The organism is Paenibacillus sp. Dod16, assembly GCF_049893405.1.
In the GTDB taxonomy this organism is placed as follows: Bacteria; Bacillota; Bacilli; order Paenibacillales; family Paenibacillaceae; genus Paenibacillus_AQ.
In genome coordinates this window covers 118,277-139,726 of sequence record NZ_JBNDYG010000034.1, presented here as the reverse complement: position 1 = coordinate 139,726, position 21,450 = coordinate 118,277, and the positions used below count along the sequence as shown (strand labels likewise).

The 21,450-nt window shown below is 45.0% G+C and carries 22 protein-coding genes; 9 read left to right on the top strand and 13 right to left on the bottom strand.

The window, feature by feature from the left end:
- Positions 1 to 134: 134 nt before the first annotated feature.
- Positions 135 to 368: an XRE family transcriptional regulator gene (locus ACPV3A_RS23775; RefSeq protein ID WP_194542877.1), complete on the bottom strand. Its 234-nt coding sequence runs from the start codon at positions 366 to 368 to the stop codon at positions 135 to 137.
- Positions 369 to 473: 105 nt separating this feature from the next.
- Entirely contained in the window at positions 474 to 962 is a 489-nt protein-coding gene (locus tag ACPV3A_RS23770) for a DUF6022 family protein (RefSeq protein ID WP_194542878.1), read from the bottom strand.
- 154 nt (positions 963 to 1,116) lie between these two features.
- On the opposite strand from ACPV3A_RS23770, the gene ACPV3A_RS23765 reads away from it, so the two are divergent.
- Positions 1,117 to 1,815, top strand: a complete 699-nt coding sequence (locus tag ACPV3A_RS23765; protein ID WP_426201601.1) for a MerR family transcriptional regulator — start codon at positions 1,117 to 1,119, stop codon at positions 1,813 to 1,815.
- 109 nt (positions 1,816 to 1,924) lie between these two features.
- On the opposite strand, the gene ACPV3A_RS23760 is transcribed toward ACPV3A_RS23765, so the two are convergent.
- From ACPV3A_RS23760 to ACPV3A_RS23730, 7 genes are all read right to left on the bottom strand, one after another.
- The gene (locus ACPV3A_RS23760) at positions 1,925 to 2,155 is read right to left on the bottom strand and encodes an FIMAH domain-containing protein (protein WP_339293930.1); all 231 of its coding nucleotides are present in this window, start codon (positions 2,153 to 2,155) and stop codon (positions 1,925 to 1,927) included.
- Positions 2,156 to 2,316: 161 nt separating this feature from the next.
- A complete protein-coding gene (locus ACPV3A_RS23755) occupies positions 2,317 to 3,591 on the bottom strand; it encodes a Gfo/Idh/MocA family oxidoreductase (RefSeq protein WP_339293931.1) in 1,275 nt (424 codons plus the stop codon).
- A 96-nt stretch (positions 3,592 to 3,687) separates the two neighbouring features.
- Entirely contained in the window at positions 3,688 to 5,370 is a 1,683-nt protein-coding gene (locus tag ACPV3A_RS23750; RefSeq protein ID WP_426201599.1) for a response regulator transcription factor, read from the bottom strand.
- Positions 5,371 to 5,382: 12 nt separating this feature from the next.
- Positions 5,383 to 7,113, bottom strand: coding sequence for a sensor histidine kinase (locus tag ACPV3A_RS23745; protein ID WP_426201597.1), 1,731 nt, complete (start codon positions 7,111 to 7,113; stop codon positions 5,383 to 5,385).
- Between the two features lie 40 nt (positions 7,114 to 7,153).
- Complete coding sequence (locus ACPV3A_RS23740) at positions 7,154 to 8,032, bottom strand: carbohydrate ABC transporter permease (RefSeq protein WP_426201595.1); 879 nt, start codon at positions 8,030 to 8,032, stop codon at positions 7,154 to 7,156.
- Positions 8,033 to 8,075: 43 nt separating this feature from the next.
- Positions 8,076 to 8,981 carry an ABC transporter permease gene (locus ACPV3A_RS23735; RefSeq protein WP_426201593.1) on the bottom strand — a complete coding sequence of 302 codons (906 nt, stop codon included), beginning with the start codon at positions 8,979 to 8,981 and terminating at the stop codon, positions 8,076 to 8,078.
- Between the two features lie 114 nt (positions 8,982 to 9,095).
- Positions 9,096 to 10,760: an extracellular solute-binding protein gene (locus ACPV3A_RS23730; RefSeq protein WP_426201592.1), complete on the bottom strand. Its 1,665-nt coding sequence runs from the start codon at positions 10,758 to 10,760 to the stop codon at positions 9,096 to 9,098.
- 307 nt (positions 10,761 to 11,067) lie between these two features.
- On the opposite strand from ACPV3A_RS23730, the gene ACPV3A_RS23725 reads away from it, so the two are divergent.
- Both ACPV3A_RS23725 and ACPV3A_RS23720 read left to right on the top strand, forming a co-directional pair.
- On the top strand, positions 11,068 to 11,916 hold the full coding sequence (locus ACPV3A_RS23725; protein ID WP_426201591.1) for an AraC family transcriptional regulator: 849 nt from the start codon (positions 11,068 to 11,070) through the stop codon (positions 11,914 to 11,916).
- Between the two features lie 105 nt (positions 11,917 to 12,021).
- Positions 12,022 to 13,404: an ADP-ribosylglycohydrolase family protein gene (locus ACPV3A_RS23720; protein WP_426201590.1), complete on the top strand. Its 1,383-nt coding sequence runs from the start codon at positions 12,022 to 12,024 to the stop codon at positions 13,402 to 13,404.
- A 235-nt stretch (positions 13,405 to 13,639) separates the two neighbouring features.
- On the opposite strand, the gene ACPV3A_RS23715 is transcribed toward ACPV3A_RS23720, so the two are convergent.
- Positions 13,640 to 14,203 (bottom strand): phosphoglycerate mutase family protein, encoded by a 564-nt coding sequence (locus ACPV3A_RS23715; RefSeq protein ID WP_426201589.1) that lies wholly within the window; start codon positions 14,201 to 14,203, stop codon positions 13,640 to 13,642.
- Between the two features lie 446 nt (positions 14,204 to 14,649).
- Here ACPV3A_RS23715 and ACPV3A_RS23710 point away from each other — a divergent pair, with 446 nt between their 5' ends.
- Both ACPV3A_RS23710 and ACPV3A_RS23705 read left to right on the top strand, forming a co-directional pair.
- Positions 14,650 to 15,498, top strand: a complete 849-nt coding sequence (locus ACPV3A_RS23710) for an AraC family transcriptional regulator (protein WP_426201587.1) — start codon at positions 14,650 to 14,652, stop codon at positions 15,496 to 15,498.
- Positions 15,499 to 15,510: 12 nt separating this feature from the next.
- Positions 15,511 to 16,449, top strand: coding sequence for a hypothetical protein (locus ACPV3A_RS23705; protein ID WP_426201585.1), 939 nt, complete (start codon positions 15,511 to 15,513; stop codon positions 16,447 to 16,449).
- Between the two features lie 91 nt (positions 16,450 to 16,540).
- Here ACPV3A_RS23705 and ACPV3A_RS23700 read toward each other — a convergent pair whose 3' ends face one another.
- From ACPV3A_RS23700 to ACPV3A_RS23690, 3 genes are all read right to left on the bottom strand, one after another.
- On the bottom strand, positions 16,541 to 17,131 hold the full coding sequence (locus tag ACPV3A_RS23700; protein ID WP_426201583.1) for a quinone oxidoreductase family protein: 591 nt from the start codon (positions 17,129 to 17,131) through the stop codon (positions 16,541 to 16,543).
- Positions 17,132 to 17,133: 2 nt separating this feature from the next.
- Positions 17,134 to 17,514, bottom strand: a complete 381-nt coding sequence (locus ACPV3A_RS23695) for an alcohol dehydrogenase catalytic domain-containing protein (protein ID WP_426201581.1) — start codon at positions 17,512 to 17,514, stop codon at positions 17,134 to 17,136.
- A gap of 197 nt (positions 17,515 to 17,711) precedes the next feature.
- Positions 17,712 to 18,419, bottom strand: a complete 708-nt coding sequence (locus ACPV3A_RS23690) for a DNA alkylation repair protein (protein ID WP_426201579.1) — start codon at positions 18,417 to 18,419, stop codon at positions 17,712 to 17,714.
- Positions 18,420 to 18,923: 504 nt separating this feature from the next.
- On the opposite strand from ACPV3A_RS23690, the gene ACPV3A_RS23685 reads away from it, so the two are divergent.
- The 4 genes from ACPV3A_RS23685 to ACPV3A_RS23670 are packed head-to-tail and all read left to right on the top strand — an operon-like array spanning position 18,924 to position 21,443.
- Positions 18,924 to 19,370: a LytTR family DNA-binding domain-containing protein gene (locus tag ACPV3A_RS23685; protein ID WP_426201577.1), complete on the top strand. Its 447-nt coding sequence runs from the start codon at positions 18,924 to 18,926 to the stop codon at positions 19,368 to 19,370.
- Positions 19,367 to 19,777, top strand: coding sequence for a DUF3021 domain-containing protein (locus tag ACPV3A_RS23680; RefSeq protein ID WP_339293943.1), 411 nt, complete (start codon positions 19,367 to 19,369; stop codon positions 19,775 to 19,777). Before ACPV3A_RS23685 ends, ACPV3A_RS23680 begins: the two co-directional genes overlap by 4 nt.
- Before the next feature lie 17 nt (positions 19,778 to 19,794).
- Positions 19,795 to 20,706, top strand: a complete 912-nt coding sequence (locus ACPV3A_RS23675; RefSeq protein ID WP_194542894.1) for an ABC transporter ATP-binding protein — start codon at positions 19,795 to 19,797, stop codon at positions 20,704 to 20,706.
- On the top strand, positions 20,703 to 21,443 hold the full coding sequence (locus tag ACPV3A_RS23670; RefSeq protein ID WP_426201574.1) for an ABC transporter permease: 741 nt from the start codon (positions 20,703 to 20,705) through the stop codon (positions 21,441 to 21,443). Before ACPV3A_RS23675 ends, ACPV3A_RS23670 begins: the two co-directional genes overlap by 4 nt.
- The last annotated feature ends 7 nt before the right edge of the window (positions 21,444 to 21,450 follow it).

The window sequence follows — 21,450 nt, the reverse complement described above, 5'->3', positions numbered from 1 at the left end:
CGTTTCGTTTTAGCTGCCCACAGCCAAAAAAAGCCGCGAATAGCGACTTTTAATGGGACCTTGCTTATGTCCATCGGCATCATTTTATTGGCATTTTCACCTCACAGCCTCAATGCCACCTACCATTTATTCCGTTATTCTCTTTTTGCTTCATGTTCGTTCGGAATTAATTCATACAAGGCACCTACTTCACAACCGATGGAATCAGCGATCGATATGGCAATTTTGAGTGGCATCACTCTTTTGTTTTCGATAAAGTCGTAAACTCGTTCCGGTTTAATAAGCAAGTCTTTGGCAAGCCATTCCGCTGACTTTCCGGATTCCATCAATCGTTCATTCAGCAAGCAACGTCCAAATTCAAATTTCAAGAAGCGATGTCCTCCCGCGTAAGATTATGCACTATTTAACCTTAAGCCTTGTCCATTGGCGGTATGAATATACTTTATAAAGGGAACCAAACGATGAAGGTAAAATTATTCTTTGATTCGTCGAATCCCTCGCGCAATTTGTTCCCTCTCATGCTCGCTCAGCGAATATAATACAGGTGCCCTAGGAATGTCGAATTTCAGATGAGAATGAGGGATTTCCGTCAATAGAGTTCCGATGGGTTGTTGACCATTCGTACTACGGATAACGTTCCAGAAAATTCTGGACCTATCTTCCTCGGTTCCCCATTTTTCAAGCGAATTGCGAAATAACAAACATTTCCCGATGACGAAATCATGCTCCTTGAGGGGCTCCGTTGCTTCGAACCCGGCGTCTTTAAGGCTATCAAATAGTGCGGGCATCAACTGGTCCAAATAAAGCCCATAGGCAGCATCCTCGATTTCACGAAAAGCGATCGTTAACTCATCAAACATCGAATCGTATAATGTTTTCCACACCGATTCGATATACTGATTACCTGCCACGCCAATCTCCTCAATGGTCATGTCGTACCGAAATACTGGTTTTAACGTCATATAAACTCCTCCTTGAACTGGATTACCTCCATCATACAACATGAAAGCCAATTGGAAGGTTTGGGAGATGAAGATGAAGGTAATCAACAAAATATCTAGAATAACATTACAATGGATTTAATGTTTGCGCATTTTTTTATGAAGGTGGGTTAACATGGACTTTCGACCGAAAAAACTGGCAGAAAAGTACGGGGTAAGCAGCAGCACCCTGCGGAACTACGAAGCGAAGGGATTGATACCTCCTGCTGAACGATCTTCAAATGGATATCGTATGTATACAGAACACCATGAAGCTTATCTGGCATGTATTCAAGCCATGTCTGCTGCATTCGGTATGGAAGTAACGAGCGAGGTAATGCATTGTCTTGGACGAAACGAGTTAGATGACGCATTGTGGATCGTCAGGGATCGAGAGGTCATGCTGCATCGGGAAAAAGCAAGTTTGGATCAACTGGTACGGGAGTTGAAATCGTATTCTGAAGGTAGCCGAGCTCACGATTTTAACCAATATTTCAGCATCCACGAGGTCTCCAGACGGACGGGGGTTCCTAAATCGGCTATCCGCTACTGGGAGCAAAGCGGCCTATTCACGGCTAAGCGAGACCCTGATAACGAATACCGTCTTTATAATGAAGCGCATCTCTTTAAAATTAGGATGATACAGGTCCTGCAGAGCTCTGTTTATTCCGAGGATACCGTCAACTTAAAACAATCCATTGCACGCTTAGAACTAGAGAACATCGAGCATGCGATGAAGCTTTCTGAACGTATCCAGACTTACCTGCACAAAACGATCAAATTTCAGATGCGAGCGCTCTATTTTCTATATCGCTTGATTAAAGACTACTGTTAGAGATGAGATGATTACAAAATAACATCGACACCGATTTAAAAGCAAAAGCCATAGGTCTCAGCGTGCAAATAACGCTAAGCCCATGGCTTTTATTGGAAATTACAAGTTATCATGCATCCCGTTTGTTATCGAATTGCCGCTTGCCCGAGAAATCTTTTATAACGCCATCGTTCAACAAAATATCAAGTTTCGCGTTAAATCCTCTCAGACACTTGTCGAATTGTGTCGCATCTGTTCCTTCGTAGCGTTTCATCAGCTCTAGATAATTGTTCAAAGAACGTGGCGCTTCGGCATTCGTAAATTGATTTTGTTCTACAAATCGGTTTACTAATGTTTTCATGCTGTCTGTGCTCGCGAAATGTTTTTGAAGATCAGTCCGACGGTAAACCATTTGCCGGCAGATCATCATCTGCAGCGGCAATGGCGCCGTCCACCGTCGCAGGTTCATTCGACCCATACGGCCAGTTTGCGGTTTAATTCAAATTCTGCAGATTTCTACAGTTAAACGCCCGCTTCTTCCTTCTGATACATGTCTGTCAGCTTTATGCTTCTACCTTGCTGCAAACGGGATCGTTCGGAAGCAAAGGCAATCAAATGGCTTTGCAAGGAAGCTGTAGCCGATGTAAGCCCTTGAGACGGGTTGCGGTCGAACTTATGTACATTTTTGAGGAAAGAGCTCACCATGCGCTCATCGCCTCCGCCGTGGCCGTCTCCCTGCACGCTGCATTTAATTTCAATCTCTTCGCCCGTCGCATAGCGGTACAGCATAAATGAGCCTTTATCCATGTCGCCAATGATCTCTCCCTGCGTGCCCATAATCTGCACACGGCGAGTTGCGCTCTGGGTCAATCCCGACATAATAAAGTTAGCGTTGGCGCCGCTGGCAAATTCCATATTGACGACCTGATGGTCGACAACATTGTTATCGCAGCGATAGACGCAGCGGCCGAACGGTCCTTCCTTAAGCGCCCGGATAATGCCTTCCTGTGATAAATCGTGCGTCATATAGCGCGCCCAATGGTCGGCAGGCTGCTCCAAATACATCTTAATCGCTGAAAAGGCACATTCCCTCTCGGCTTCGCAACCATCGATGCAGCGGTCCGTTGCACCCTCCGGCGCGTTCTCGGCTTTAAAATGCAGCAATGAGCCAAAGGAGCTAACCGCTGTGCACGGTTCATCCATCAGCCAGGAGATGAGGTCCAGGTCATGGCAGGATTTGGCCAAAATCATCGGGCTGGTTTCCTCGGAATTGCGCCAATTGCCGCGTACGTAGCTATGAACCATATGGTGATAGCCAACGTTCTCGGTCAGCTGAATGGTGCCGATGGCACCCAGCTCCCCATCCTCGATGCATCTCTTGATGCCCGACCAGAACGGGGAATAGCGAAGCACATGCGTGACTACCAGCAAACGCTTATGCTTAAGAGAAGCTTGCTCCAATTCTATGCATTCCCGCACATTCGGCGACATCGGTTTCTCCAGCATGACATGGTAGCCAAGCTCCAGCGCTTTCATTGCCGGTATATAATGCATCCGATCAAGCGTGCAGATGATCATCACGTCGGCTATTTTCCCCTGCTCGAATGCTTGTTCCCAAGAATGATAAACCTGCTCTTCCGCGATTTGATGAATCTCTGCAAAACGTTGTCTGCGTTCATCATCCGGCTCGGCTACTGCCACAAACTTCAGCTCATTCGGAAATTTTCCCGCATACGGTCCATAGATGTATCTTCCTCTACTGCCTGCGCCTAATAGTACAGCCGTTAATGTTCTCAATGTTAGTCCCCCTTGCATGTCCAATTGCATCTTAATTTCATTGTAAGGGGTGACTCCGGGCATCAAAATAGATCATTGCTTACATTCCATATACATTTATTGACCTTGCTGCATTGTTTCGGTGCGGGCCATCCGAAAATCCTGCGGCGTCATATCATTTTGCTTCTTGAAAAAGCGGATAAAGGCAAGCGCTGAATTGTAGCCGAGCTTGGCGGCAATTTCATTGACCTTCATGGATGTATTGAGCAGCATGTCTTTTGCAATGACATTACGGTAACCATTTACGTATTTAGACAGTCCGATTCCGGTTATCTGCTTGTAAAGCCTTGATAAATAGGATGGATTCAAGCTGACATAATCCCCAAGAGCGGATAGGGATATATCATCCTCAATATGCTCCTCTATATAGCGATGCACCTTACCCACGACCTCCGCCGGCAGCTCTGTTCCTCGAATCGCATTCCATTCAAAAAAGCAGTCCGCCATTTGCCAATAGTATGGAATGAGCTCCGTCCATGAAGCGGTCATCTCCTGGCGGAACAGTTTATCCAAATTAATCTGGGTATTCATATAGTCTCGAAAATCTTTATTTTTGTGCAAATGCGCCAGAAATACCGCAGATAGGAAATGGTACAACTCCACCTTGCGCTCATAAGGTGTATTCTCATCGTTCCAGATGTCAGTCAATTCAACAAATAGATGATTAAACTGCTCGCGGTGATTATTCTCAAGACAGCTCATCAGCAGCTGTACGCGAGCGTGAAAAAAGCTGTCATGATAGCTTTTCGCCTTCTCATTTTCTTCGGACTTCTGAATATCTTTATCTGTCATGATGACCTCATGGAACAAGCCATGGCCCTGCATAAGACCGTATTTCATCCCATGAAAACGATCCGACAGCCGATTCCATGGGACAGCCTCGCTGCCAATAAGAAAAGATACGGAGAGGCTCAGCAGCTTTCTGCTGGTCGCCTGGATCGTCTCCAAATTGCCGCTCACATAGCGGTATGCCCTGGTCCATTCCATCGTACCGGTATCCGTCGTTAACTCCGGGCTGGCTTTTGGCTGAAAGATCCATACCATTTTGTTCATCTCAAATACGACGGAGAAGCAGCGCACATGCGCAGATAAATACTCATCGCTGATATTTTGAAGAGCGTAAGCGAGCAAAGCCTTGTCCGGCGCCGTGAACATTTCCTTCCAGGCATCGATCCGGCCTATCAGTAAATAGACAGGCAGCGATGCGTCGAGCGGAATGTCCATTTCCGCAAAAGCGTCCCGAAGCTGCTGCCCCGTCATCGTCTTGCCTTGACATAAGCCCCAAATATATTCCTTCTGCAAGGAAGGCATCGCAATTCTCATTTTGGATTGGGCACGCAGGATCATTTGAGCCTGATCCTGTTCCTCTTCGATTTCCTCTATCGCCCGTTCAACGGTATGAATGATCTTCTCGTCGCTTTCCACTTTTAGCAAATAATCAAAAGCGCCAAACGTAAGGGCGTTCTTTGCATAGTGAAAATCATTGTACCCTGTCAATAAAATAACTTTGCACTTCGGCCACTGCGATTTGATTTCCTGCAGCAGCTCAATGCCCTCTATTCCGGACATCTTAATGTCCGAAATCACAATATCCATCCGGTGATGTGACAGCACCTCAAGCGCCTCTTCGCCGGAATAGGCCTTCATGACTTCAAGCTGCAAGCGCTCCGTCTTCTCGAACAACTCCAGAAGACCATCTACGATAATCGGCAGATCATCCACGATTAAAAGCCTGTACATGGCGATTCCTCCTTAGCTCATGCTCAGTTTAATAATAGCTTGAAGCCCGCCAAGCTCAGAGCGGGATACGGTAATCCCATACGCTTCTCCATAACGAAGCTGAATTCTGCGATGAACATTCAGCAGGCCGGTTGTCTCCTCCATCTGGTTCGTTGAATAACGAAGCCTCTTTCCAAGCGCATCGATCTCCTCGTCCGTCATGAACTCGCCGTTATCTTCTACATAAATGTAAAAAGCATCGTTTCGCAGCTTGCTGTGCACCCAAAGCTCGCCCGTGCCGCGCATATTGCCGAGGGCATGCTTATAAGCATTTTCAATGATAGGCTGCAAAATCAATCGGGGGACTTCAATCGGCTGGGCTTCGACTTCAAACAGCACTTGGATTCGTTCCCCGTAACAGATCGACTGCATCTCCACATACGTGCGGGAATGCTCAAGCTCCATATCCAGCAGAATGTCGTCATCATGATGGCGAGTAATGAACTGAAAATATTGCCCGATGTACAAACAGATCTGGTAGGCTTTTTCCTTCTGCGTATCGGATTTAATCAAGCGGCAAAGCACGAAAAAGCAATTATATAAAAAATGAGGATTAATTTGCGATTGCAATCGTTTCAGCTCCGAACGCTGATTGCGAATTTGCTGCTCATAATTTTCCTCAATCAATGTCTTCAAAGATTTCACGGTATCGTTAAAAGCCTGGTATAAATAGCCGAACTCATCCTGCCTGCGATCGATCAAAATCGGTTCCAGCTCGTTTTGCTGCATGCGGCGGAAGGAACGCACCAGCTTTAACAACGGACGGTATATTAACCGGATTATAAAATAGGTAAAGAATAAAAAAATAAAAACAGCAAGCGCGCAAGCCCACCAAAACAAAGCTCTATATACCTGCAATGAACCGAGAATCATCTCTTCCGGTATGCTCGTTACCGTGTATGAATTCCAAAGGCTGGAATACTTGAATACGGTAAGAAAACGCTTGTTTTTATAATGAATCGTATCATAGCCTTCATCTAATTTCGCTGCCTGCTTCTCAAAAGCCAGCTGCTTCATCAGATCACGCAATTCAAGGTCTGAGCCGCTATGGATTTCCCAGCCGCGCTCCAGATTAAACAATACGGTCTGACCACCCCTGCTATTGCCGATTTGCGCTAATGTTTCTTTAATTTTGCCGGTTGAGAGCTCTACGCCTACCACATAGAGCGGGTTCGTTTTGCTTGCAGGGTACTGCATCGTAATAAACAGCCGGTCCTGCCAATAAATAAAGGGCTCCGTATAAAGCTTCTTGTCCGGCTGCATCGCTTCATATTCTTCCGCATTCAACTTGGTCTCAAAGCTGTTGCTCAGCACCGTGCGCTCGATCAGCGGAATGTACGCTTTCGCCTCGCGAATGAACGGACTGGAATTTTTCATTAAATCCAGGCGGTGCTGAATATCCAATATTTTATACGACCGCTCATAGGAGTTCATCTGCTCCCCTGTCGCCGCCACTTCCATTAAATCCTTGTCCATGACATAGTTAGGCAAATATCGGCTGATCCGGTCTGCTTCCTGATCCAGGGAGTCTAAATAAAACCGCGTCGTATTCAGTATCGAATCGGATATTTCACTGCGGATATGATCGGCCCCTTGTTCATTCATCATCCAGGTAATCGCCATAAGCGGCAGTAAGGCTGCCAAAAAGGCAGCCATTATTTTTTTGAATATGGAGGAATCCTGTAATAAGAATATACTCTTCATCGTTTGTTCTCCTGTGCCCGAGATCTACGACCTTCTTTGTCTATTCTTTTACACTTCCCATCACAATGCCTTTGATGAAAAACCGCTGCAAGAATGGATAGACAATAAGAATCGGGAAAGCCGCAACAAAGATTTGTGCCGCCCTGCTTGTACGGTCAGACAGCTGCAGCATGAGTTCCACATTTTCTGATTTAATAAATCGGAAATCCATCTTAATAATAACGGTTTGCAAGAAGGTTTGCAGCGGGTAATTTTCCGGGTGATTCATGTAAAGCATACCATCGAACCAGCTATTCCAATGCCCTACCATCGTAAAGAGCCCCGTTGTCGCCAGTGCGGGCAACGATAGCGGAACATAGATTTTCCAAAGTGTTGAAAAATGCCCGGCTCCGTCAATCCGTGAAGCATCCTCAAGCTCCCTGGGCAAATTGCGGTAAAAGTTCAACAACAGGATGACATTGAACACGTTAATTGCCATAGGAAACACTAGCGCTCCTAGAGAATCAATAAGTCCCAAGCTTTTAATTGTCAAATAGGTAGGAATAAGTCCCCCGTTGAACAAAATCGTAAAAACGAAGATCCAGGCATAAACGGTTCTTAGACGAAACGTATTGCGGTCCTTGGATAAAGGATACGCCGTAACAATCGTTAACAGCATGCTTAATGCCGTCCCGACGACAACCCGATGAATAGAAATGCCAAAGGCTCTTATATATTCAGGCTTGCCGAACACGTTATCATAAGCCGCCGTTGTAAATTCTACAGGCCACAGTGCAACCTTGCCGGCTGCCGCCGCCGAACCCGAGCTAAAGGAAATCGCCAAAATATGAATGATCGGCATTAAGCATAAAAAAGATATAAACGTAAGAAAGATGAGATTGCTAACTTGAAAAGTCCTTCTTCCGAATGACGGTTTCATGATCACGGTGTGTCTCCTTTCTGAATCACCGACTTTTCCGTTACTAGAAAATACGGTAATTCGCTAGTCGGTAGGCGAGTACGTAGGATACGGAAATGAAAATAAAGGATACGACGGATTTCAATAAACCGACAGCTGTGGCAAATCCGAACTGGGCTTGCTGGATCCCCATGCGGTAGACGAAAGTATCAATGATATCGGCACTTTCATAAACCGGCGCGCTGTACAGGTTAAATATTTGATCAAATCCGGCATTCAGGACATTGCCGATATTAAGCGTAAGCATAAGTACAATGATCGGCATCATGCCCGGCAGCGTCACATGAAGCGTTTGTTTCCAGCGGCCCGCGCCATCGATTTGAGCAGCTTCATAAAGCGTAGGACTAATTCCTGTCAGCGCCGCCAAATAAACAATGGTGCCAAATCCAAATTCCTTCCATACATCGGAGACGACCATGACATAAGGAAACCAGTTATTGTCGCCAAGAAAGAAAATCGGCTTCATGCCGAACCATCCAAGCATCTGGTTCAATATGCCGGAGGAAGGAGACAAAATATCGACCAAAATACCGCTCAGCAGCACCCAGGATAAGAAATGGGGCAGATAGACCAGGGTTTGGAACGTTCTTTTCATCCATTCTCTACGCAATTCATTAAGCAAAATAGCAATGGTGATCGGCACGAACAAACCGGCAACGATTTTCATTACGGCAATATATACCGTGTTAAAAAAGATACGGCCGATATCCGGGTAATCCATTAACAGCTGGAAGTTCCTCCATCCGATAAACGGGGAGCCGAACAATCCTTTATTCGGCACATATTTTTGAAAAGCCATCATGATTCCTGACATCGGAATGTAACTAAAAATAACAATAAAAGCCAAACCCGGCAGCAGCATCAAATGAAGCGGCCATTCCTTCTTCCAGACGCGCGTCAGATTCTTCATATCTTCACCTCGCTGATTCACTTATCATGCTGTGCATGCCTTGCTCAAGAATCTGATTGTTCTTGAAAAAAGGAGGGATTGCATCGATTCAATCCCTCCTTTGCGCTTCAGATCCTATTTAATCGATTGATACCACTCGTTAACTTCTTTCGTGATTTCATCGCCGCCAACCTTCTTCCACTCTTCAACGAATGTATCGAATTCGTCCACGGATACTTGGTTCATCATGATTTTGATGAATATTTCATCACGTTTCTTCGTTAAAATTTCTTGACGGTCTGCCATCGTCGGCGTAGGTGCCCCGTAGAATTTGTTTTGCAGGTATTGCTTGTTCTTTTGAATTTCTGGAATATGCGAAAAGGCTCCATTAGGACCAGAGATTATATACTCCCACCACATGCTTGCATCGCCTTCAACGTATTGCATGGCGCGTGCATAACGCGTTTTTTGGTCTACAGTCTCAAGGATGCTTTCGTCCTTGTTTTCAATGGCTTTAGGCAGGATTTCGCCGTTATTGTCAAACTGTTTGCCTACACGAAGCGGGTTAAGCAGCCAGTAGTTGTTGCCTTTTTCCACAGGGTCTTTGCCATAAGTGTATACCTTCTGCTCTTCTGTCGGATGATTGTCAACAACGATCCATTGGTTCAGCAAACCGATTACGCCTTCCGGATGCTTGGCTTTTTTAGAGATCACATAGTACTCGTCAACGCCAAGGCCAATTTGATTCAATGTAGGTTTGTTATCGATTGAAGGGATAGGGAACACACCCCATTCTTGAACCACCTTGCCATCTTTCACAGCCCCTTGAACAAGCTGTGCCGGTGTCCAGGAAGCGCCAAATACCATGCCGATGCTGCCGTCGTAGATGAGCTCTGCGGCTTTTTCCGAATCTTTAACCGCAAACTCTGGATCGATCAACCCCTTTTTGAACATGTCTTGCAGCGCTGCAAGAGCTTGTTTCATTTCGGGCTGAATATCACTGTTCATCAAACCGCCGTTTCCGTCTTCCATCCAAATGTTTTCATAAGCATGATAGCCGTTCAAGAACGCTCTCAGACCGGTAACGCCTGTTTCTGTACTAAAAGGATTCTTGCTGACCGCAATACCGTAAGCTTGTTTTGTACCGCCAGGATTCTTCGCTTTGAACGCTTCGGCAATTTCAATGAAATCCTCCATTGTTTTTGGCTCCGGCAAGCCAAGTTCTTTCAGCCAGTCGGTACGAACGAACAAGAATTGATAGTTGAACGGGTTGTAGGAGCTTGGAATCCCCATCATTTTCCCGTCAATCATCGCTGTTTTCATTTGCATGCCGCCGTCCATGGTCAGAAACTTTTTTGTCTCTTCCGTAGCATGCTGATCATAAATCTCTGTCAAATCCATAATCATATCCGCCTCCGTTAGCTCTTTAAGCTGTGCAGCGTTTACAAGCAAGAAATCCGGAAGATCGTTGGATGCGATCGCAATTTTTACTCTCTCTTTAAATTGGCTTACATCTGCAATCCACTTGTTTGTAATTTTGACACCGATATCTTTTTCATAAGCGTCATAAACGGAGTTTTTGTCGAAGTCTTCACCTTCGTCAAATTTCAAGTAAGGATCGCTTGGCGAAACCGTTGAAACCTCAATAACATCCTTGCTGTTTCCAGTGCCTGTCGTCTGGATCGGCTCCTTGGAATTTCCAGGTGGTTGGTTTGGCTCAGACGACGTTTTGAAGCCGCAGCCTGTAATCGCCAATGCAAGCGTCAAGGAGATCATGACAAGTGCTTTTTTGCTCTTCAAATTTACCCCTCCGTGTATATTTCGTTTAGTTTTTGCTGCAAATTGTACTGCAGTCTTTCATATTTCCAGTATAGAAAGAAGCCCCCCGCTGTTCTATATACTAGTCTTTACTTTCGTATACACCTCTTGACACCAGGCAAAAAGTAAATAATTACCGTGAATTGACATATACAACGGAGCGTTTACTTTTCAATGAGTAACACCTCAAAAGTATGTATGAACGTAAATAACAGTATCTGGTTGAAGGCATCCCTTGTCTATATACTTAGCATATAAACTCATGATTGACTGGAGGCATTGGATCATAATGAAACTTCATATTGCTTATGACCATCCCATTCCTATCAATGCTTTCGAATGGACCCCTTCCACGTATCGGCAGCCGCCTCATATGCACGCGAGTCTGGAGATCGGCCTCTGTTTAACAGGCAAAGGCTATTTTTTCTTTGGCAACAAACAATATGCAGCGAATCCTGGCGACCTATTCCTGGTCAATAATGAAGAACGGCATATTGCCCAATCTGCCCCAGACGACCCGAGCCGCTATCTTTTTGTTAACTTTGATCCCGCGCTGCTGCTAGCGGAGGAGCCCGGTCTGCTGCTGCCGTTTTCCTATCGCTCCACTCATTTTTGCAATCATATTATGGGCGGCTCGTCCCTCGCCAAACAGCTTACGCCTTGGGTGCTGGCTATAGCGGAAGAGCTGCGGGAGAGGTCCCCAGGTTATTTAGCAATGGCCAAAAGCGCGCTCATTCAGCTGTGCGGCCGTCTTCTTCGACATTACGACGGTTTGCTAACCTATAAAGAGCGTCATCATATGGTACACTCCGTTCGCCAGGCGCAATCACTGGCCGCTTTGGTCGAGCATCGTTACCGCGAGCCGGTTAGCTTACGGGAATTGGCTGATGAACTTGGTTTAAGCATCTCGCGCGTGAGTCGGGCGTTTCTGGAAACGACCGGTTATCGTTTCTCGGAATATGTTTCCTTGCTGCGTGTCCAGGCTGCCAAGCGTGAATTGGCAGGTACGGACAAAGCTGTTGCTGTTATTGCATTCGAATGCGGCTTTCAAAGCTTGCCGACCTTTTACCGCGTTTTTAAAGAGACTGTCGGTCTGTCTCCGGTCCGTTATCGGCAATCTATAGGGGCTACGAAATGAGCAATAATGAGAATAACGCGTTCATGATTTGAGAAGCCATTGTCGTCATGACTGGTTATAATCAAGGCATATTTAGATTACATGGATTTCAGGAGGGCAACCGTGATGACGAAATGGATTGGACTGAGGGAATTAGTTCGAGACGAAATAAAACAGCGTGGAGAAGAAGGCTGTTATGTTGAGGGGATGACCGAAGGTCTCGAAGCAGCCAGCACCGACGATGCAAAGTTAATGGAAGTATACCAGACTTTAATGGCACTTGAACCACGTGCGGATTTCAAGTATATCGAGCCGTCGGAATTGGAAGCCATTCGCGCCGAACGTCCGGATGGACCGAGAATCCTGCCCGGAAACGGGGATGAACTCAAATGGCAGGATAAATTTCATGGTGCGTGGCTTGGCCGTTCGGCTGGTTGTGCGCTCGGAAAACCTCTCGAAGCTCCTTCCTTCATGCAAGGCTCCGGCGGAAGGCCCGGCTGGCACAATATCAAGTTGTGGTTCGAAGGCGCAGGGCAATGGCCGATTTGCCACTATACACCGGGGGATTCAACTGCAGAAGCCGAGTACGGTATCGAGATCGCAAGGTGGAGCAGCTTGGCCAGCTGCCGGGATAACATTCGCTTTATGGAAACAGACGATGATATTCGTTATACCGTTCTTGGCCTGCTCATGCTTGAGGAGCGAGGACTTGATTTCAACTCCTGGGATGTGGGCAAGCTGTGGCATCGTCATTTGTCCTTCGGGCAGGTATTCACGGCTGAAGCGCAGTCCTATCTTAATTTCGCTCGCGTCACTTCACATATGAGCGGCGATCAGCCAGATGACTGGGAGAAACATATCCATTGGGGTCGTTCTTATTTGAATCCTTACCGCGAATGGATCGGCGCCCAAATCCGTGTGGACGGATATGCATACGGTGCTGCCGGCCAGCCCCAGCTTGCTGCTGAGCTTGCTTGGCGGGACGCTTCCTTCTCTCATGTGAAGAATGGTATTTACGGCGCCATGTTTTGCTCGGCTATGATTGCCGCCGCATTCGTTGAACGTGATATGAAGCGAATTGTTGAGATCGGATTGAGTGAAATTCCGAAACACAGCCGCCTTGCAGAAGATATCGCTTTAGCGGCCAACATTGCTGAGGAAACGGAAGACACATTAGATTTGGTGAGTAAAATATGGGAAGCATTTAAGCATTATCACCCTGTTCATACCAATAATAATGCTGCCTTATGTGCTGCTGCGCTCATTCATTCCGGAGGCGATTTTGAAAAAGGCATTACGACAGCCGTACTTGGAGGCTGGGACACCGATTGCAATGGCGCCACCGTCGGTTCCATTCTTGGCGCATCGCTTGGAGCTGCAGCACTTCCTGCGAAGTGGATCTCGCCGCTAAACGATACGTTGTATGCCGATGTCAGTGGCTTCCACCCCATTGCCATCTCCGAATGCGCTCAAAGAAGCTATCGCGTCTTCCGAAAATTGCAGCATTAACATGATTAAGGATGAATCCAGTTGGAGGGGGCGGCTAGCTCCCTTCCTCTACGTCGAGTAGCCAGATGGAGTTTCACTTTTAGACTCTCACGGAACCTTACGTGAGCCTTCGGACTCTTTTACACATAGCCCATTTGACTAATCTTCGGTGTAGATAGTCAATGGTTTTCTTTGTCGCAGCCTACTCGAGATGATTATGAGACAATAGTTTCCCGTTAACCTAGTGACCAACTGACTAGAACTTCATTCGATATTCCCCAGCCTCACCGAGAAAATCTTCTCGGGTCAATTCTTTTTCCCCAAGCAATATCCGATAATTCGTTATCGTGCCATCATGTGAAATCATGATTACTTTTTTATAGCTTTCCCCGATCCAATCTAATAACCGCTTAGCATACCCTTCAAAAATATCTTGTTCGATCCTATTAATCCCTTCTTTCCAGCAATCCATTTTGAAATCAAGAATTTTAGTATCTCCATATAGATTTGTGATTTCAGTTTTAGAAAGGATGTGATCACATGCTAAAAAAGGAAGTTCGAGGTTCTGAGGAAACATTCTCGGACCAACCAATGGAGAAATAATGAAGTCCATATCATTTTTTATAATAGTTGCCGTCTCAATTGTACGTTTAGTTGGACTTACAAGAACTAAATCATCAGGATCAATTATTATTTCATTTCGTAGCTGCGTTACTTGAAATTTTCCGTATTCTGTAAGACTAGGATGCAGAGTATTTAACCGATTTGGATAATCGTTGAGATGTTCTCCATGACCGTGCCGAATAAATATGAATTCCATGTCTACCCTCCCTTATCTCATTCCCCTATTCGGCGTGATCCCATGAAGCGACTGAAATGCCCACGCAAATGAAACCGAAGACTCGTAGCCGTATTTATGGCGATATCGACACTCTAATCGCTTCGTTATTTTGCAATTCGAGCGCGGCAAGAGTAAGTTTTCTACGCATTCCTTCTCTCGACAAAAGTATACAATCCCGTCAATAGTTGCGTCTTCTTTTCTTGAGCACCTAGATTATGGCGTTCTCCGACCAGGCTGACTGTCTGTTTAATTTTAGCTTGGACCTGTTATCCATACAACTCTGGTAGTTTCGAGGTTCCAAAAATTGTTATGCATAAAGAGTGACAGGCATCCCAAAGCACGACACGGTCAAACATAGCAATTACGATCAAAAAACTCCTGATAAATTTTGCTATAATGACGTTAACCACTTAAGGGGGAGCAAGATGGAATCCTATGATACTAGTATCTTAAAGGTAACTGAATATATCGAACGTCGAATAAATCAAAAGATAACATTGGAAGAACTTTCGCGTGAGGCAGCATTTTCAAAGTATCATTTCATGCGAATTTTTAAAGCCTTAACTAAGGAAACACTTAATGAATACGTTAGGAAGCGACGGCTGACATTGGCTGCGAAAGAATTGATAGAAAGTGATRCATCTCTTATTCAAATAGCACTCAAGTATGGCTACGCCTCGCAAGAAGCATTCAGTCGAACTTTTTCATCTTACATGGGAACTTCGCCATTAAGTTATCGAAAAAAAGGTGCACATCATTATAACTTATATAAGGATGTTTTATCCGAGGAAATTTTACGGACAAGGAAGCACCCTGTTCGTCATGAAACATGCATAATCGAAATCTCAGGATTTTATATTGGAGGTATTGTTTTAGAAAAGAATGTCAATAACCACACCATATCAAAGCATTGGAATCAGTTTTATGATGAATTAATCAAGCTTTCTATCGACCCCCATACAAAAAAATGCTTTGGTTATGAATCTTTGGATCAAGATAACGAGCCTTACTATATTGCGGCGGTTGAAGTAGATAGTTTAGAAGAATTGCCTAAAAGCTGGATAGGGAAATACATACCGCCGCATAAGTATGCAGCAATTCCATTGGATAATGTAATTGAAAATATTCCATTTGCTATGGAAGAAATCTATCGAAATGAGTTACCTGCACTTCATGTTAAACCAGCGCTAAATTTCAGCCTGGAGTATTATGATGAAGATTTTACAGCCAATGAACCAACACATATGCTTCAATATTTAATACCCATCGAATAGGAGGAGATTGTATTGTATATTGGAAACGGAGCTTATTGTTATGCGAATTCGGCAAGTATGTTAATGAAAAGCGTTGGGGAGGATGTTCATCCTTCATTGCTCGAGGTTCTATCAGGAGTTGGTCTAGGGGTAACGATGTATGGTAATGGAAGTCTATTTTTACATAACAATACGGCAGATCCAGATGTTGCAATATCTAAAGCCATGGAGATTGCTGGATTTGCTTTCACAGAAGTATTTTCCAAAGCGGATGCTGAATGTCCAATTGATGATATGAAAAAGCTTTTAGAAAAGTCACCTGCTATGCTTGGACCAATTGATATGGGATATTTAACCTATTCGCCAAATCATCAATTTCAACAAGGTGCTGACCATTATGTATTAGCTTATCGCATGGATGACAAGTATGTTTACGTTCAAGATCCAGCAAACTTCCCGTATGTGCGACTACCTATTGAAATGCTCAAGAAGGCATGGAAAGCTGAGAATATTGCATATGGTCGAGGCAGATATCAATACTGGCACTCCATTAGAAGAGTAAGTAATCCTTCCATGGATGAGATTTATGATGCTTCCATTCGTTTTTTCCAAAATATTTATGAAAATACAGGGGAAAGCGGAAAACAAATTGGAGCAAAAACTGGAAAGGCAGCAATTGAAGTCTTCGTTGAAAAATTACGCAGCAATGAAATCTCTGATGATGCAGTTGGCAACCTTAAATTTTTCGTTTTCCAACTGGGAGCAAAGCGTGCCAATGATTTTGCTAATTATTTTGAGAACCGAAACGAAACTCTATCTCAACTAAAAAGACAACAAGCCGAACTCCTTGGATTATGTCATTCGCTAACCATGGAAGGCGATTGGAAAGAGCTTGCTTCTGTGCTTGAGAAGTTCGGAATATTGGAAGAAGCTTTTGAAGGAGAAATTCGTGGATTACATGTATATTCCTGATTAAAAAACATCCGCCTAATTTTAATTAGGCGGATGTTTTCGTCTAAAATCTAAGATTGTTATTGTTTGGATCATTTGGAAATAGGAATCGTTATGGATTCACTCTCAGACAAATTTTCCCCAAATAATGATTTTGGAGAGCCTCATGAGCCTTATTGGCGTCCTTCAGATCAAAAATATGACTGATATGAACGGTTAACCTAACCTGTGAAATATGACGTTGAAGTCGGGCTATAATCTCGGGCTCGGGTTCGCCGTTATATCCTGTAGCCTTGATTCCTACGGGTATCCGTAAATCTGGTTGTATCTCGTGAGGGTATACGAGTCGTCCATCTTTATGGAGACAGTTGACAGCAGTATTAGCCGCATCTCCCCCTGCGGTAATTATGGCTGCATCGAAACCAGACGGCTCAAATTTCCTAGCCATCGAAGAGATATCCTTATCTTTGCCGTTTACAGTAGCATCACAGCCAAGTTTCTTCATTATGGCAACTCCGTCTTCACCTGAAGCAATCGCAAATACACGGGCTCCCATTCCCTTCGCCAACTGCACGGCGATATGTCCAACCCCGCCGCTGGCTCCAAAAATCAGAATAGACTCCCCTTGTCGAAGTTGCAGTACACCCTCCAGCCCGCGCAATGCGGTAATTCCGACTCCAGAAATAACCGCCGCCTCCTGCATGGTTAATCCATCCGGAATTCGGGAGACATACTTGGCATTGATGGCCGCATATTCGCATAGAAGCCGCCATTAGGATTCAGAAAGGCTGGTGCATAGACCTGATCTCCCAAATCTACATTAGACACCTTCTCACCCCGCGCAATCACGATTCCTGAACCTTCCGAACCGAGAATATAAGGGAATTCTGGATTCATGTTTAACATTTCTGCATATCCGCCTTGTCGTTCGAATGCATCCCACTCTCCAACACCCGCATAGGCAACTTCAATCAATACATCTTCGGGGCCGATTTCAGGCACACCAATCTCCCGATGTATCAGTTCTTCTGGACCGCCGAACCGATCAAGCACTGCAGCCCTCATAGTATTTGGATGTTTAGTCATGGTTACCCCTCCAATAAACAAGTCTCTCCTTGCTAAGACCAACTTATCATATAAACATGTCAATAGTTGGCATGTTTATATCGATGGAGCTTTGTATCCAAGGCTAAACAACCGATGTTGGAACTTAACATCTATTTTAATGCATACTATTTTGGAACTTCTTGAGCCTAGATCGCACACCAGCCTCCGCTATTTGGCTAACAAATGCAGGTCTTTTTCTTGCTTCCGATTCGGCCCATCGCCTCGATTTTGCCGATATATTCCGTTGCAAGCGGCACTTTGCATGCCGTATTGCCGACATCCACATGCACTTTGCCGACCACCTCCGCGACTGCCTTCGCTTCCTCCGTTAATGGCTCAACGTATGCACCGACCGAAATAACGAAATTATTCATAACATAGCGGACCCAGTTGCGCTCGTCGTGGATGGTGTCGCGCACTCTTGTCAAATAACTGTGTAATTCCTCCATGTCGAGTGCTTCATCTGGCGCAACCGATACATAATTGGCATATGTACTCCATCCGCTTACGGCGACCAGTTCCTCCGGCGAATCAATCCACTCCACCGCCAGGTCATGCGCGTGCGGACTTTCCGCGGCTACTCTCGCTACCGTATACTCGGCAGGCGAATGCCAATTGGCTCCTGCCACCCAATGCTGCAACTGTTCTTTGGTGATGGTCTTCGGATTGATGCTAAGCCCCGCCAGGTACATCGCATCGTAGTTACCGGATTCATAGAGCTGCAGAGCGAGAGCTTGGTCTTTTTTCACATGCTTAACGAGCTTCTTCATGTCCCCGATTTTAACGCCGAAGAACGGCTCTTTCGCACCATGGCGAATATAAGTGCTTCTCGTCTGCTCACTGCCCATGCCAGCCAATGCCTGCATGATTTCTTCATAAGTCACCTATTAATCACGCTCCTAAACATATATTTAGCCTTGAGTGGTTCGTAGACATCATGCGAGTCATCGTTATTCTCTCCCTGCTGCAGTCGTCGTGCGACGATGACCTTCGTCCAAGGGTTCTTGTACGTGCAGATCCCGAATGCCTCCCCATTGCGCCATCGTCAAAAATACAGTCTTGAAGCTGTCTGGCCAAGTGGAACTTCCTCTGTTGCGTGATCTTATTCAACAAATAAACGATGTTTTCTTTCACTTTCACGCTTTCTCCCTTTCCGTCCAATTTAGTTATCGTGTGCATAGGATTAGCATACTTACTATATGGTCGTCATGCAATCATCATTGCCTCCCCCCTCGAGGTCAAAAGCCGCTTGTTATCCTGCAGGACGGACGCCGATACATGCATCTTACTGTTCGGTTCCTGTGGGTCGCCTTTGTTTTAATGACAATTGAAAAATCGCCATCTATACTAAACTCATAAAGCGTATGGAATGGAGGAGCCTTCTTTACATGAAAATCTTACTCGACATCAACCCGCGCAACGAAGAAACCACGGTGACGATTCACTGCAAAGAAATGACCCCAGCCATCCAGGAGATCCTCGCGTACCTCAATAAGAATGACACTGATTTGATCGTCGGAAAAGATGGAGAGAACCAGCACTTAATTAAGCACGAGGATATACACTACTTTCGTACAGAAGGCGATGTGGTCACAGCCGCCACCTCAGAAGGAATCTTTAAAGTAAAAGAAAAATTATATGAGCTCGAAAACTCCCTTCCCTCCCACCGCTTTATCAGGATCTCAAAGTCCGTCATTGCAAACCTGTATGCAATGAGCCATTTCGAACCAACCCTTTGTGTTCACTTTATATCAGGTGAGAAAGAATATGTTTCGCGTCATTACATCAGCCGAATTAAAGAAGTTTTAAAAATGAACCGGAGGGAAACGAAATGAATGCATTTATTTTCAGAAGCATCATCGGCATATTCTTCGGGGCTTTTATTGCTGTTATGACTACAAGTGCGCTTATTTATTTTGGTGGACAATCGACAATAGACGGGCTGCTTTTTATTAAAGATGCATTTGGCTATATTTTTTGCGGCTGGCTGTTTACTGTCACACCACTCTATTTTAAGATCCGCTCACTTCGCCTGCCCATGCAGACAGCCCTGCACTTTCTAACAGTCACCATCGTCTACTTTATATTAGGCCTATGGATTGGCTGGATTCAGATTGGTGTAAGGAACTTTTTGATATACTTGGTCATCTCTATTTTCGGTTATGCCATCGGATGGATTGGGTTTTATCTTTATTTTAAAAATGAATCGAAAAAGCTGAATAAAGATCTTAGAAGACATTGAATATTAGGAGGATCAGCATGGAGAGTGTTATTACAGTTAAAAATCTATCGAAAAACTTTGGCGGGACCCAGGCAGTAAAGAATCTTTCCTTTGATGTTTACAGAGGTGAGATCTTCGGGATTATCGGGCCGAACGGCGCGGGGAAAACGACCACCCTCGAAATTCTGGAAGGAATCTCTGATCCAAGCCATGGAGCGGTTGAAGTTCTTGGACTTGTTCCCAATAAGCAGCTTCGTGAGTTAAACAAGAGAATTGGAGTCCAGTTTCAGGCCACTTCGATACAGAAAAAAATGAAAGTAAAAGAAGCGCTGGATCTCTTTTCTTCATTTTACGATAACGCCACGCAAAAAGATTATTTAGTAGAATTGCTTGGCTTACGCGAAAAGCTGAACGTAAAGTTCGATGACTTATCCGGCGGATGGAAACAGCGGGTAACTCTTGCTTTAGCCACTCTGCATGAGCCTGAAATCTTATTTCTTGATGAGCCGAGCATGGGGCTTGATCCCTCAGCAAGACGGGACATGTGGTCATTGATCCGACTGTTAAGGGACCGTGGAAGTACCATTGTGATAACCACGCATTATATGGAAGAAGCTGAACAGCTGTGCGACAGGGTAGCGATGATTTACAGCGGCCAATTGCAAGCTTTGAACTCCCCTCGTGAATTATTAAACGAAGGTGCTGCTGGCTGTCTTGCCTTTATCAGCGAAGAACTCGGTCCCGAATATTTAAGCTCGCTTCCCGGTGTGGAGCGCGTTGACAAGAATCAAGCCGAATTCAAGGTGTTTTGTGATGACCAGCAGACAACGGCTTATCACATTTTCAGTTACTGTCAGGGAAAAGGCATCCCATTGTCCAGCTTCAGATTTGAGAAAGGCTCTCTTGATGATTTATTTGTTCAGTACCTAGAAAAGGAGAAGATCGGATGAACGCAATCGTAAAACTCGCCAGTTTAGAAACAAAAATGTTCTTTAGAGACCGTTTAAGCATGTTTTGGACATTCCTCTTTCCAGTAGTCATGATTGGGCTGTTTGGTTCCATGTTTGTTGGAGATAACATGAGCCAACAGGCTTTTGCGGAATATTCTGTTCCTTCATGGATTGGCGTCAATATCGTAACCACTTCCTTTTTCACACTGGGAACTGTTTTAACCAATTACCGGGAAACGGGCGTATTAAGAAGATATCAATCAACACCGCTCCAGCCATGGAAAATCCTCGCCGCCCATACCTTTCAAGGGACCGTCATCTTTGCTATATCCGCCATGCTTCTTATGGTCTTTGGCATGCTGCTCTATGATTTAACCCTGCCGGCCTATATCGGAAGCACCCTGCTTTCATTGCTTATTAGCATCCTGGCCTTTTTCCCGTTTGCTTTATTTCTGACTTCCTTAGCAAAAAACACTCAGGCTGCTTCCGCAATCAGTTCATTATTTCTAAACCTGATGCTGTTCCTGTCAGGGGCGACTTTTCCGCTGGAGATGATGCCGACGATTCTTCAATATGCAGCGAAAATACTCCCGCTCTATTACGTCATTCAGTTGCTGCGGGGGACGTGGACAGAAGCGCCCATTACGGAATATGGCTTTGAAGCTGCTGTTTTGATTGGCATTGCGATTGTATTTGTAGTGCTTGCTACACGGTTTTTCCGGTGGAGCGGGAAGTAGGAATAGT